Genomic DNA, 12483 nt, shown 5'->3' with positions numbered 1-12483 from the left:
CCGTACTCCCCCGCCGGCCGGCACCCACGGCCCGGCGGGGCCCTCCACACCTCCCCGGGCCCGGGCCTGATGGGTTCAGGCCCGGGCCCGGTTCAGCTCCGGGCTGGACTCATGCCCGAAGTCTTCCCGGAGCCTGGTCAGTTGACGTTGACGGCCGTCCAGGTGGCGGCGACCGCGTTGTACTCCGCGCTGCCCGACCCGTACAGGTCCGCCGCCGCGCTGAGGGTGCCCGCACGGGCGCCCGCGTAGTCGGTGGTGGAGGTGAAGTACGTGGTCAGCGCGCGGTACCAGATCTGCGCGGCCTTGTCCCGGCCGATGCCCGCGAGCGTGGAGTTGTCGTACGTCGGGCTGTTGTAGCTGAACCCGTTGATCGTCTTCGCGCCGCTGCCCTCGGACAGCAGGTAGAAGAAGTGGTTCGCCACCCCGGACGAGTAGTGCACGTCCAGGTTGCCGACGTTCGCGTCCCAGTAGTCCGCCGAGCCGCCGTCCTTGCTCGGCTGGTCCATGTACCGCAGCGGCGTACCGTTGCCGTTGAGGTTGATCAGCTCGCCGATCCAGTAGTTCGGCGGGTTGGAGGGCAGGTTGGCGTACCACTCGACCATCGTGCCCATGATGTCCGAGGTCGCCTCGTTGAGGCCGCCGGACTCGCCCGCGTAGTTGAGGTTCGCGGTGGCCGCGGTCACGCCGTGGCTCATCTCGTGGCCGGCCACGTCGATCTCGGTGAGCGGTGCGGTGTTGTTGCTGCCGTCGCCGTACGACATGCAGAAGCAGCTGTCGTCCCAGAAGGCGTTGACGTAGTTGGAGCCGTAGTGCACCCGGCTCAGGGCGCCGACGCCGTCGTTGCGGATTCCGTTGCGGCCGAAGGTGCTCTTGTAGAAGTCCCAGGTGGTGGCGGCACCGAACTGGGCGTCCACGGCGGCGGATTCGCGGTTGTTGACGGTGCCGTCGCCGAAGCTGTTGCTGGTGTTGGCGAACAGCGAGCCGGTGCCGTCGGTGCCGTTGTTGAGGTCGCTGGTGGACTGGCCGCCGCGACCGGCGTCCTTCAGCTGGTAGTTCGAGCCGCTCTGGGTGGTGGCCAGCGGGACCTGGCCGACGAAGATGCCGTTGCCGGTGCCGGCCGCGGTCTCGATCGTCTCGTGGGTGGCGAGGACCCGGCCGTCGGCCGCGTCGGTGACCAGGATCTGGCGGCTCGGGGTGCCGTCGGCGCGCCGGCCCTCGACCGTGGTGCGGTACGCCAGGCGCGGGTTGCCGTCGGTGGCCCAGACCACCAGCTCGGCCTTGCCGGCCTGGTGGACCTCGGTGAGCGGCGACTCGTCGGCGTCGGCGCGCGCCCCGATGGTGGCCTTGACCCCTGCGGTGACCTGCGTGGCGGCCTGGTCGGCGGCGATCTTCGGGGTCGTGTTCGGCAGCGCGATCCGGGCGGCGACCGCCTTGTCGACCGACTTCACCGAGCCGTCGGCCTTCTGGTGGACGACCAGGTCGCCACCGATCACCGGCAGGCCGGCGTAGGTGCGCTCGAAGCGCAGGTGGCGGGTGCCGTCCTTGTCCACCGCGGCGTCCTTGGCGACCAGCTGCTCCTTGTCGCCGAGCTTGAGCGCCTTGGCCAGCGGGCCGGCCTGACCGGCCGCCAGCTTGAGCGCGGTCGCGTGCTGCTGGGCGGCCTGGGCCTGCAGCGAGGGGGTGGGAGCGGCCTGGGCGGCGGTGCTCACCTGGATCACACCGGTCAACAGGGCCGTGGCCGAGAGTACGGCGACGGCCGCGAGCTTACGCTTCACGTACGAGTCCTTCCGGGAATCCGCGTCTGGGCGCGGTCGCACCGCGTCCCGGGGGGCCGGGTCGGCACCTGTGGGGCGGGACGGGCACTGACGTGCGGGAACCCCGTGCAGTCGAGCGGTTCGCCACCGATGGGTGGGGGTGGGGCTACCGCTGGGGGGTGACCAGAAGCATGACAATCCAGCAGGTGAATTGACAGGTCTTGCTCAGCAATTGGCCAGGTCCCGCCATCGGGTAAAGAACCTCCAATCAGCAGACGAACCCGGGCAATTCACCACATCCCGCCAAGGGCTCCGACCCGAACGACGCCCGGTCGCCTGCACCTACGGGAATCCACCCGCCGCCCGCCGCACGCCGACCCGACGAGCGGGCCCGGCCGGCGGTCGATCGACTTTTACATGTGTGTAGAAGACTCCATACGGTTCCTTGACACGCCGGTGGCGAGGTCCCGCCACCCGGACCACCTTGAACACCGGGAGGTCGTCTGCTAGTCAGCCGACCGGCACCGTCACCGCCCGGACCGCAGGACCACCTCCCTGCGCGCGAGTTGGGGGACGGCAGCAGAGGGAAGCGACGGCACGGCTGCGCTGGAGCCCACGGCTCCTCTTTCACGGGGCGGTGGTGGTGGTCACCGGCAGCCTCACAGGCCGCTCGCGCACCCCGCGCCGCGAATTCTCATGCCTCGGGCGGGCCCCTACTGCAGCCGCCACTCCTGGGCGGCGTTGCCGGGGGTGCAGGAGACCATGGTGACGGCGCTGCCGGGGCCGTTGTTGGTCATGCAGGACTGGTTCTGGTAGTCGCCCAGCGTGTACGAGCCGGCCGAACTGCCGGTGCGCATCGTCCAGTTGGTGAGGATGCTGAAGCCGTTGCTCAGCACGACCTTCCCGTCCATCGTCTGGACCAGCTGCGGGCCGCCGTTGTTGCAGGCGTTGAACAGGATCCACATGCCGGGGTTGGTCGAGCGCACCCAGCCGTACTGCGCGTGACCGCCGACGACGATCGGGTTGTCGCCGTTCAGGTTGTCGTCGCGCATCCCGATCGCGCGGCCGTCCTTCGCGCTGACGATGGTGCTCCAGCTGGTGCCGCCGCAGGACGCGGGCCGGGGCGGGCTCTGCGGGACGCTGGTGGTCCCGCCGTTGGCGCTCTGGGCCGGAGGCTGAGGGTTCTGGTTGGCGGGCGGGTTGGGCGGGTTGCCGCCACCGGGCTGGCTCCCCTGACCGGCCGACGACGCCCCGCCGGCGGCCGCGCCCGTACCACCGGTCCGGGCGCCGCCCGAACCGGCCGAGGCGCCCGAACCGCCGCTGCCGCCCTGACCACCGGCGGCCGGCACCGGGGGGACCGGGACCTGCGGCTGGTTCTGGGCGGCGCCGGGCGCCGGCTGGTCGGGGCCCGGGGTGGCCGCCGGGGTGTCGGTCGGCGCCGGGGTGGTCGGCGCGGTGGTGGTCGCGGGTGCCGAGGTGGCGGTGCCCGGGGTCACGGGGGCGGTGACCACCACGGTCGGCTGGGCGCCGGGCGACTGGGCCGCGTCGGTGCCGCCGGCCCCGCGGTCGACCAGCAGGACGGTCGCCGTGCCCATCGAGATGACCACGGGGATGACGACGGGCACCAGCAGGGTGCGCCGGGACCGCCGCCGACCGGGTTCGGTCTGCGCCTGCGGCTCCACCTTCGCCACCTCGTCCGGTGCCGGGGCGCCACCCGCGGCGGGCACCACCACCGCCCCGCCCTTGACCAGCGCCACGGCCGCGCCGCCCTGGGCCGGCCCCGCCGCACCGTCCTTCGCGGGCTCCGCGGCACCGCCCTCGGCCGCCGGGCCCGCACCGGGCCGGAGCGGGAGGGTCCCGCTGTCGGCCGCGCCGGCCTTCCCCGGCGTCTGCCCGCCGCCGGCGAAGCCCTCCCCCGCGTGCGCCGCCCGGACCGCCCTCGCCATCTCCGCCGCGTCCGCGTACCGCTCCTCGGGCTTCTTGGCGAGCGCCCTGGCGACCAGTGCCCGTACCGGCGCCGGAAAGGTGTCCGGCAGTTCCGGCACCGGCTGGTTGACGTGCTTGAGCGCGATCTGGAGCGGCCCGTCACCGGAGTACGGCGGCTCGCCGACCAGCAGTTCGTAGCAGACCACGCCGATCGAGTACAGGTCGGTGGCCGGTCCGAGGTTCACGCCCTCGGCCTGCTCCGGGGACATGTAGAGCGCGGTGCCGATGATCGCGAACGGGGCGGTGAGCTTGGTGCTGGCGAGCGCCCGGGCGATGCCGAAGTCGGTGATGGCCACCCGGCCGTCCGAACGCACCATCAGGTTGGACGGCTTGATGTCCCGGTGGACGATCTCCCGCTGGTGCGCGGCGTGCAGCGCGTCCAGGGCTCCGGCCACCAGGTCGAGGGTGCGCTCGACGTCCATCGGTCCGGTGTCCTTGAGGACCCGGTCCAGCGGACGGCCGTCGATCAGCTCCATGACGATGTAGGCGCAGCGCTCCTCGCCGTCCCCGCCGCTCTCGCCGTAGTCGTGGACGCCCACCACACCGGGGTGGTCGACCGCGGCGACCAGCTGGGCCTCGCGGCGGAAGCGCTGGGCGGAGGTGTCGTCCTCCAGCAGCTCCGAGCGCAGGATCTTGACCGCGACCCTTCGCGCCAGCACGGTGTCCTCGGCCTTCCAGACCGAGCCCATGGCACCGCCGCCGATCTTCTCGACCAGCTCGTACCGCCCGCCGAGCACGGTGCCCGCGCCGCTCATACCCCTGCTCCCCCGTGTCATGACCCCACCCCCGCGGGTCGTCGGCACACAGTGTGCCAGAGGGTGTCGTGGACTCAGTCGTGCAGGTCCGAAAAGGAATTGGGCGCGAGTTGTCAGTCCTTGAGGAAATATCGAGCACGGTCCGCGACTTCCCGGACGGCCGAGACGACCGCGTGGGGCCGGTCGGCCTGGATGGCGTGACCGGCGCCGAGCACCGTGCCGTGCGTCCCCCGGACGGCGCTCCTCGCGACGCCCGCCTGGAGGGCGGTCCAGCGGACGCGCATCGCCCTGGGCAGCCCCCGGGTCGCGCTCAGGACGGCCAGCGGCGCCTCGGTCGACGGAGCCCCGGCGCGGCGACGACGGAGCTCGGGGACGGCGGCGGCGGTCAGCCCCAGTTCGGCGAGGAGGGCACGCCGCTGGTGCCGGTGCGCGATCACGGCCGCCTCGGCCCGGGCGAGCGGCTCCTCCGGTTCGGGCGAGGTCGGCGACAGCGCCGTCCGGTACAGCCAGAGCCGGTACAGCCGGAGCCGGTTCAGCACGGCCTCGGCGACCTGGATGGACCGCGGCTGGAACTCCTCGTGCGCCGGGTCCACGAGCACCTGCCCGGCCACCAGCTCCGGCCGCTGCCAGGCGAGGAGTTGGGACAGCTGGCCGCCCCAGCTGTGCCCGACCAGGAGGGCCGGGCCCGCGTCCAGGTGCCGCACGAGGGCGGCCAGGTCGGCGAGCTGGCCGTTCAGCGTCGGGGCGGTGGACCGCTCGGGCTCGCTGGCCCCCAGCCCGGCCCGGTCGTACGCCACGACCCTCCCGTACCGGGCGAGTTCGGGCAGGACGGCCGACCAGGTGAGCACCGACGTCCCGGCGCCCGCGATCAGGACCACCGGCACGGCGCCGCCCCGGCCGGCCTCCACCCAGCGCAACGCCCGTCCGTCCCGGTCCAGTTCGCCGGTGCGCACGCCGCCGGGCAGGTGCTCGCCGAGCGCCCGGGCGACGGCCTCCTGGACGCTCCGCGGACCCGGCCCGGCGGGCTTTCCCCGCGTGCCCTGACTGGTGTTCATGTGCCGTCCCCCTGGATCCCTCGTTCGGCCCCGTTCCCCCGGGCCTGGTTCCGACCGGCCTGCGAGCGGCCTCGGGCAGTCCTCAGACCTGTCCGGTACCGGTCTCAGGCAATCATCAGACCGGCCCCGGACAGTTCTCCGACGGCCCCTCAGGCAGGCAGGGCCCGCTTCAGCAGCCCGAGCAGCGCCTCCCAGTGCCGCTCGGCCGCCACCGCGTCGTAGCGGTTGGTGTCGGCCTGGGTGTAGCCGTGCGGGGCACCGGCGTAGACCTCCGCCCGGTACCGGACGCCGGCGGCGGTGAGGGCCGCGGCGAGCCGGTCGATCTGCTCGGGCGGCAGCGACGGGTCCTCGTCCGCGTGGCCGAAGTACAGCTCCGCGGTGATCCGGTCGGCGCCCAGGTGCGGGCTGTCCGGGCTGTCGGTGGCGAGCCTGCCGCCGTGGAACCCGGCCGCGACGGCGATCCGGTCCGGGTGGCTGGCGGCCGCGCGCAGCGCCAGCATGGCCCCGAAGCAGTAGCCGGTCAGGCCGACCGGGCCGTCCTGGACCAGCGGGGACTCGGCGAGCCAGCGCAGGTACGCGTCCGCGTCGCGGGAGTTCGCGTCCGGGGTGAGCGTTTCGATCAGCGGGAAGATCCGGCCGAAGAGTTCGTCGGCCTGCTCTAGGTCGATGCGCTCCGGCAGGTCGAAGACCGGCGCGCGGCCGGCGCGGTAGAAGAGGTTGGGGGCGAGTACGGCGTACCCGGCCGCGGCCAGCCGGTCGGCCATGCCCTCCACGTGCGGCCGGAGGCCGAAGGCGTCCGTGAAGAGGATGACGCCCGGGTGGGCCCGGCCGTCGTCGGGGTGGGCGAGGTAGGCGTCGGCGGTGCCGTCCGCCGTCGGGATGTCCACGAGGGTTCCGCGCACGAGCATGGTGAGGGTGCTCCTTCCGATTCGTCCGGCAGCGTATCCGGTGGACCCGCCGCCCGCCCGTGCGCTTTACGCCACAGTGCGGCCGCGTCGAACCCGCGTCGAACCCGCGACGTACCCGCGGCGCGCCCACGTGTGCGCCCGGGGGAACGCCGTGGCCCCGTGAGCGCGTTGAGCGGGCATGGGGTGGATCGTGGGTGTGGCGGCGACGGTCGCGGCGGTGCTGGGGCTGGTGCTGCTGGCGGTATGGCAGGTCCAGGACGAGTCCTCGTCGCGGCCGCGGCGGCGCGGGCCCGGGGTGGGAACGGGTGCCGGCGGGCTGGAGGAGCTGCACGCGCTGTTCAGCCCGGGCAAGCAGGTGCAGGTCGAGCAGAAGCGGGAGCAGCTCGTGCTCCGGGACGACGAACAGGCCGGAGCTCCGCCGCACTTCGGCGTGGACCTGGACCGGGGCGTGGCGGTGCTGCCCGGCGGGGCCGGAGGACGTACGCCCGGCCCCGCGGAGCGCGAGGGGATCGGAACGGGTACGGCCGGCCGGGCGCCCCGGGAGCCTGAGGCTCAGGCCCCCCAGGTGCGGGAGCAGAGCACCAGCCGGTAGCCGTCCGGGTCGGCTATCGTCACGCCGTGCTCGTCCCAGTACGGGTTGTGGGACGCGACCCGGGTGCCGCCGGCCTCCTCCAGCCGGGCGACCAGTGCCTCGTCCACCGGGGCGCCGAGGTAGACGACGAACAGGTCGTCCAGCGTCGGGGTGGGCTCCAGCGGCCGCTCCGGGTCGTGCGTCAGCTCGAAGTGCCAACTGCCGCCGGGCGGACCGACCATCAGCAGGTCGTGCTCGCCGGACACCCGCTCGGTGCTGCGCCACTGCACGGCGAGGCCGAGGGCGTCGACGTAGAAGCGCTCGGCCGCCGCGATGTCGCGCGAGGGGCGGGCGATCCGGACCCGCGCGGTGGAATCGATCATGTCGGCGACCATAGCCGATGTCACTGACAGCGAACCAGGCTGCGCGGCCCGGCTGTGGACGGACCGTCAGAGCCGCCGCAGTCGCTCCTCGTCGGAGGTCCTCGGGCAGGTCAGACAGGCGGTGGCCGCGGGCCCGACCGCGTAGTAGAGGCAGCAGGCGAGCCGGGTGCGGGTGTGGTGGGCGCGCCCGTCGGGGGTGTGCAGGCGGCGGAAGTCGGCGCCGCCGGGGAGCGGCAGGGTGCCGCCGGGCAGGACGGCCTCGGCGGCGGCGACGGCGGCGTCCTCCTCGGCGACCGCGACGGCGGCTCCCTCCCCTGCGTCGGCGACGGCGGCGCCCTCCTCGCCGAGCATCCGCCCCAGGTACCAGAGGGCGGAGGCCAGATCGTCCGTCACCATGCCCCAGAGCGCCCGGTCGCGGCGCCGGGTGGGACCGGCGAACGCGGCGAGCACCGGTCCGAGGTGCGCGACCACGGCGGCCCGCAGCTCGGCGCGCAGTTCGTCGTCGCCGGGGAGGGTGACGTACCCGCGCGGGCGCAGGGCGAGCGCGCCGGTGGGGGCGTGCAGCCAGAGGTCGGCCGGGTCGACGATCGGGACCCGGCGGGCGAGGTGCCAGGGGCCGGCGATCAGCAGGCAGGCCGACCAGACGTAGTGGTGGAGCAGCCGGGAGGCGGTGACGTGCGGTCGCGGGGCGCGGCCGTGCTCGTCGGCGATGCGGGCCTCCGCACCCGCCAGGACGGCGGCCAGCGCCCGTTCGTCAGTGGCGAGTTCGGCTCCGGAGTGCCAGCCGTCGGCGGCGCCCGGGGCGGGCTCGGCGGCGTCGAGCAGGCGCAGCTCCAGCACCGGGCAGAGCCCCCGCAGCCGCCGGTAGTCGGCGACCAGCGCGGAGGACGCGCAGGGTGCTACGGGCAGGGGTGTTCCGGGAACCATGGGCACTCCCGAGATCGATTCCGCATGATCGATTAAGGTGAGGCTCACCTTACAACGCATCACCGCACTCGATGACCATGCCCAACTCCACCGGTCGGCTCACCGGTCCCGCCGGTCGAAGTGGCCCGAAGGCCGCGGGCGTGGACGCGCCGAAGTGGCCGTCGACGGCCGGGGGCGAACAGCTGACAGATTTCGAAATCTGTCAGCTGTTATCTGTCAGCCATCAACCGTAGGCCGTCAGCCGTTCCACCGCCCCGGACCGCCGCCGCCCCCTTCCTCCGCTCGTGGGAGAGTGGTAGGCAGCGAAGGGAGCGCGAACGTGCTGATGGACAAGGTGGCGGAGATACTCGCCGAGGCGTCGGCCGAGGTGGTGGAGCCGCGCTTCCGGGCGCTGGCCGCCGGCGAGGTGATGGAGAAGGCCCCCGGCGAGATCGTCACGGTCGCCGACCGCGAGGCCGAGGCGATCATCGCCCGTCGACTGCACGAGCTGCTGCCCGTCCCCGTGGTCGGCGAGGAGGCGGTCTCCGCCGACCCGTCGCTCGCCCTGGCCCTCCACGACGAGCCGGCCGCCTGGCTGGTCGACCCGGTGGACGGCACCGCCAACTTCGTCGCCGGCAGACCCGAGTACGCCGTGATGTGCTCCCTGGTCCGCTCCGGCCGGACCGTCGCCTCCTGGATCTGGCAGCCCGCCACCGCCACCGCCTACTGCGCCGAGCTGGGCTCCGGCGCCTGGCGCGACGGCGTGCGCCTGACCCGACCCCCGGCACCGAAGGACGTCGCGAAGCTGCGCGGCTCGGTGAAGAGCCGCTACCTCGACGCCGCACACCGCCGCCGGCTCCAAGACAACATCGCGGCCTTCGGCGAGATCTCCCCCGGTCGGCACGCCGCCGGGATCGAGTACCCGGACGTCGTCGACGGCCGCTTCGACTTCCTCCTCTACTGGCGCACCCTCCCCTGGGACCACGCCCCGGGCTCCCTCCTGGTCACCGAGGCCGGCGGCGTCTCCGCCCGCCCGGACGGCACCCCGTACCGCCCGGAGGCCCCCGGCTGCGAGGACGGCCTCCTGGTCGCCGCCGACCCCGAGACCTGGGAGCTCACCCGGTCGATCCTCCTCGCCGGCTGACGCCGGGCCCGCCCGCCCGGAGCCCCCACGAAACCCCCGTCGGCCCTACCCCGCCCGCTCGCCCGCGACCTTGCGGCCGGCGCCCACCACCTCCCGCACCAGCGCGCCGACCTCCCCCACCGTGGTGTGGGGGTTCAGCAGCGTGAGCTTCAACCGGACCCGGCCCGGACCGTCGCCCGGGAGTTCGGTGCGGCCGACCACCGCCCGGCCGGTGCGCAGCAGCAGGCGCCGCAGCCGGCCGTTCACCTCGTCCAGCGCGGCCTCGTCCGTCACACCGGGGGGCCGGTAGCGGAAAAGGACGGCGGTCAGCACCGGCTCGGCGTAGAGCTCGAGCGCCGGGTCCGCGCGCACGGCGTCGGCCGCGGCGAGCGCGAGGTCGTGGCAGGAGTCGACCAGGCGGCCGAGTCCGTCGCGGCCGAGGGTGCGCAGGGTGACGGCGAGCTTGAAGGCGTCGGCCCGGCGGGTGGTGCGCAGCGAGCGGCCGAGCAGGCTGGGGTAGCCGGCCTGCTCGTCGTCGACCGGGTTGAGGTACTCGGCGCGGCGGGCGAGCGAAACGTAGGTCTCGGCGCGGCGCACCAGGAAGACCCCGGCCGCGGCCGGCTGCCAGCCGAGCTTGTGCCAGTCGAGGGAGACCGAGTCGGCGCGGGCGATGCCGTCGAGCAGCGGGGCGAGCCGGTCGGAGAGCAGCGCCCCGCCGCCGTACGCGGCGTCCACGTGCAGCCAGGCGCCGTAGCGTCCGGCGAGGTCGGCGGCGGCGGAGAGCGGGTCGACGGCTCCGGTGTCGGTGGTGCCCGCGGTGGCGACCACAGCGATCGGGGTCCGTCCGGCCCAGCTGGCCTCGGCCATCGCCCGTTCCAGTTCGTCCTCCCGCATCCGCAGCCCGCGGTCGACCGCGACGGGGATGACGGCCCGCTCGCCGAGGCCGAGCAGGGCGGCGGCGCGCTGGACGGAGAAGTGCGCGGCCTCGGAGGCGAGGATGCAGGGCCGGACGCCGGCCGGGATGCCGTCCAGCTCCACGATGCCGTCGAGCTTCTGGTCGCGCGCCAGCATGAGCCCCATGAGGTTGGACTCGGTGCCGCCGGAGGTGAGGACGCCGGCGGCGCGCTGCGGGTCGTAGCCGACGAGCCCGGCGATCTCAGCGAGCAGCGTGCTCTCCAGGGCGGTGGCGGCGGGGGCCTGGTCCCAGGAGTCCTGGGAGGGGTTGAGGGCGCTGACCGCGAGGTCCGCCGCGGCGGCGACGGCCAGCGGCGGGCAGTGCAGGTGCGCGGCGCAGGCCGGGTCCGCGGGGTCGGCGGCGCCGTAGGCGAGCAGTTGGGTGAGCCGGGCGAGCGCGCCGGGTCCGTCGTCGGTGGCCAGGGCCTCGTCGACGAGTGCGGCGATCTCGGCCGGGCTGCCCGCCGGCACCGGTCCGGAGCGCATGGCGGCGCCCGTCTCCAGGGAGTCGAGGACGGTGGCCAGCAGCGGTCCGAGCGCGCCAGGACCGGCCGCGCCGCCCGCCAGGGCGTCGGTGGCGGCGCCGTCCCGGGGGAGCCCGACGGGGCCGGATCCGGGCCCGCTCACCGGTTGCCCCGCACCGTCGGCGCGCCCGCCGAACCACTCGCCGAACCACCCGTCGGCCCGCCCGTGGACGCCGCCGCGATCGCCTCCGCCAGCCGCTCCAGCACCGCCGCCACCTGCTCGTCGGTGATGGTGAGCGGCGGGAGCAGTCGCAGCACCGCGTCGTGGCGCCCGCCGAGCTCGACGATCAGCCCCCGCGCCAGGCACGCCTCCCGGACCCGCACCCCGAGCGCCGGGTCGGCCGGCCGGGCGCCGCACGCGTCGGGCTCGGCCGCCGGGTCGACCAGTTCGACCCCGAGCATCAGCCCCCGGCCGCGCACGTCGCCGATCACCGGCAGTTCGGCCGCGAGTTCGCGCAGCCGGGCCGCCATCCGCTCGCCGACGACGGCGGCCCGCTCGACCAGCCCGTTCGCCGCGACGTGGCGCAGCGTCGCGGCCCCGGCGGCCATGGCGAGGGTGTTGCCGCGGAAGGTGCCGGTGTGGGCGCCGGGCCGCCAGCCGTCGTAGTCCTCGCGGTAGACGACGACGGCGAGCGGCAGGCTGCCGCCGATGGCCTTGGAGAGGACCATCGCGTCCGGGACGATGCCGCTGTGCTCGATCGCCCACATCGCGCCGGTGCGGCCGACTCCGGTCTGCACCTCGTCGACGATCAGCGGGATGCCGCGCTCGGCGGTGATCCGGCGCATCGCGCGCAGCCAGCCGTCGGGCGCGGGGACGACCCCGCCCTCGCCCTGGACGGCTTCCAGGATCATCGCGGCGGGCGCGACCACACCGCCCGAGGGGTCGTCCAGCAGCCGCTCCACGTAGGTCGCGGCGAGGTCCGCGCCCGCCTCGCCGCCGACCCCGAACGGGCAGCGGTATCCGTACGGGTAGGGCAGCCGGGCGACCTCGCCGCCGCTCGGCAGCGGCTCCTTGACCGCGACGTTGCCGGTGAGCGCGAGGGCGCCGGCGGTCATGCCGTGGTAGGCGCCGGTGAAGGCGAGCGCGCCGGAGCGGCCGGTGGCGGTCTGCATCAGCTTGAGCGCGGCCTCGACGGCGTCCGTCCCGGCCGGTCCGCAGAAGTGCACCCGGGCGCGGGCGGCGAACTCGGCGGGCAGGCTCTCGAAGAGCGCGCTGGTGAAGTCGTCCTTCTCGGCGGTGGCGAGGTCGAGCAGGTGCAGCGGGGCGCCGCTGTCGAGGGTGCGGCGGATCGCCTCCAGCACCACCGGGTGGTTGTGGCCGAGGGCGAGCGTGCCGGCGCCGGAGAGGCAGTCCAGGTAGCGCCGCCCGTCGGCGCCCTCGACGGTCATGCCGTGGGCGCGGACCGGGACGATCGGGAAGGAGCGGGCGTAGGTTCTGGCTGCGGACTCGCGGACGCGCTGACGGCGCAGGATGGCTTCACCGGCGGCCGGGGCTCCGGAGGCGGCCTGGACGGGTACGGCAGCGAGCGACACGAGAAACCCCCAGGGGAAGTTAGGTAAGCCT

The 12483-nt window shown here is 74.6% G+C and carries 10 protein-coding genes; 2 read left to right on the top strand and 8 right to left on the bottom strand.

Features of this window, described 5'->3' with window-relative positions:
• Positions 1-137: 137 nt before the first annotated feature.
• The 4 genes from ACFCY1_RS03930 to ACFCY1_RS03915 all read right to left on the bottom strand — a co-directional run bounded on the left by ACFCY1_RS03930 (position 138) and on the right by ACFCY1_RS03915 (position 6458).
• Entirely contained in the window at positions 138-1775 is a 1638-nt protein-coding gene (locus ACFCY1_RS03930) for a M4 family metallopeptidase (protein WP_375873404.1), read from the bottom strand.
• Positions 1776-2467: 692 nt separating this feature from the next.
• Positions 2468-4495 (bottom strand): serine/threonine-protein kinase, encoded by a 2028-nt coding sequence (locus ACFCY1_RS03925; protein ID WP_375873403.1) that lies wholly within the window; start codon positions 4493-4495, stop codon positions 2468-2470.
• A gap of 113 nt (positions 4496-4608) precedes the next feature.
• Positions 4609-5550 (bottom strand): alpha/beta fold hydrolase, encoded by a 942-nt coding sequence (locus ACFCY1_RS03920; RefSeq protein WP_375873402.1) that lies wholly within the window; start codon positions 5548-5550, stop codon positions 4609-4611.
• Between the two features lie 149 nt (positions 5551-5699).
• Complete coding sequence (locus ACFCY1_RS03915; RefSeq protein WP_074004258.1) at positions 5700-6458, bottom strand: dienelactone hydrolase family protein; 759 nt, start codon at positions 6456-6458, stop codon at positions 5700-5702.
• A gap of 178 nt (positions 6459-6636) precedes the next feature.
• Here ACFCY1_RS03915 and ACFCY1_RS03910 point away from each other — a divergent pair, with 178 nt between their 5' ends.
• Entirely contained in the window at positions 6637-7050 is a 414-nt protein-coding gene (locus ACFCY1_RS03910) for a DUF6191 domain-containing protein (RefSeq protein ID WP_375873401.1), read from the top strand.
• On the opposite strand, the gene ACFCY1_RS03905 is transcribed toward ACFCY1_RS03910, so the two are convergent.
• Both ACFCY1_RS03905 and ACFCY1_RS03900 read right to left on the bottom strand, forming a co-directional pair.
• Positions 7011-7412 (bottom strand): VOC family protein, encoded by a 402-nt coding sequence (locus ACFCY1_RS03905; protein WP_375873400.1) that lies wholly within the window; start codon positions 7410-7412, stop codon positions 7011-7013. The two genes, ACFCY1_RS03910 and ACFCY1_RS03905, sit on opposite strands and share 40 nt — an antisense overlap.
• Positions 7413-7478: 66 nt before the next feature.
• Positions 7479-8339, bottom strand: a complete 861-nt coding sequence (locus tag ACFCY1_RS03900; protein WP_375873399.1) for a (2Fe-2S)-binding protein — start codon at positions 8337-8339, stop codon at positions 7479-7481.
• A 325-nt stretch (positions 8340-8664) separates the two neighbouring features.
• On the opposite strand from ACFCY1_RS03900, the gene ACFCY1_RS03895 reads away from it, so the two are divergent.
• Positions 8665-9462: an inositol monophosphatase family protein gene (locus tag ACFCY1_RS03895; protein WP_049651877.1), complete on the top strand. Its 798-nt coding sequence runs from the start codon at positions 8665-8667 to the stop codon at positions 9460-9462.
• Positions 9463-9507: 45 nt separating this feature from the next.
• Here ACFCY1_RS03895 and ACFCY1_RS03890 read toward each other — a convergent pair whose 3' ends face one another.
• Together ACFCY1_RS03890 and ACFCY1_RS03885 are read right to left on the bottom strand one after the other, a co-directional pair.
• Complete coding sequence (locus tag ACFCY1_RS03890; RefSeq protein WP_234348391.1) at positions 9508-11022, bottom strand: pyridoxal-dependent decarboxylase; 1515 nt, start codon at positions 11020-11022, stop codon at positions 9508-9510.
• Positions 11019-12452, bottom strand: a complete 1434-nt coding sequence (locus tag ACFCY1_RS03885) for a diaminobutyrate--2-oxoglutarate transaminase (RefSeq protein ID WP_375873398.1) — start codon at positions 12450-12452, stop codon at positions 11019-11021. Before ACFCY1_RS03885 ends, ACFCY1_RS03890 begins: the two co-directional genes overlap by 4 nt.
• Positions 12453-12483 lie beyond the last annotated feature (31 nt).

It is taken from the genome of Kitasatospora sp. NPDC056273, assembly GCF_042268845.1.
In the GTDB taxonomy this organism is placed as follows: Bacteria; Actinomycetota; Actinomycetes; order Streptomycetales; family Streptomycetaceae; genus Kitasatospora.
This window is presented reverse-complemented; position numbering and strand designations above follow the sequence as displayed.

What these genes read in the sequence shown, in the direction of transcription:
- ACFCY1_RS03925 (WP_375873403.1), bottom strand. Translation starts at nt 4,495, where the DNA reads ATGAGCGGCGCGGGCACCGTGCTCGGCGGGCGGTACGAGCTGGTCGAG.
- ACFCY1_RS03920 (WP_375873402.1), bottom strand. Translation starts at nt 5,550, where the DNA reads ATGAACACCAGTCAGGGCACGCGGGGAAAGCCCGCCGGGCCGGGTCCG.
- ACFCY1_RS03915 (WP_074004258.1), bottom strand. Translation starts at nt 6,458, where the DNA reads ATGCTCGTGCGCGGAACCCTCGTGGACATCCCGACGGCGGACGGCACC.
- ACFCY1_RS03910 (WP_375873401.1), top strand. Translation starts at nt 6,637, where the DNA reads ATGGGGTGGATCGTGGGTGTGGCGGCGACGGTCGCGGCGGTGCTGGGG.
- ACFCY1_RS03905 (WP_375873400.1), bottom strand. Translation starts at nt 7,412, where the DNA reads ATGATCGATTCCACCGCGCGGGTCCGGATCGCCCGCCCCTCGCGCGAC.
- ACFCY1_RS03900 (WP_375873399.1), bottom strand. Translation starts at nt 8,339, where the DNA reads ATGGTTCCCGGAACACCCCTGCCCGTAGCACCCTGCGCGTCCTCCGCG.
- ACFCY1_RS03895 (WP_049651877.1), top strand. Translation starts at nt 8,665, where the DNA reads ATGGACAAGGTGGCGGAGATACTCGCCGAGGCGTCGGCCGAGGTGGTG.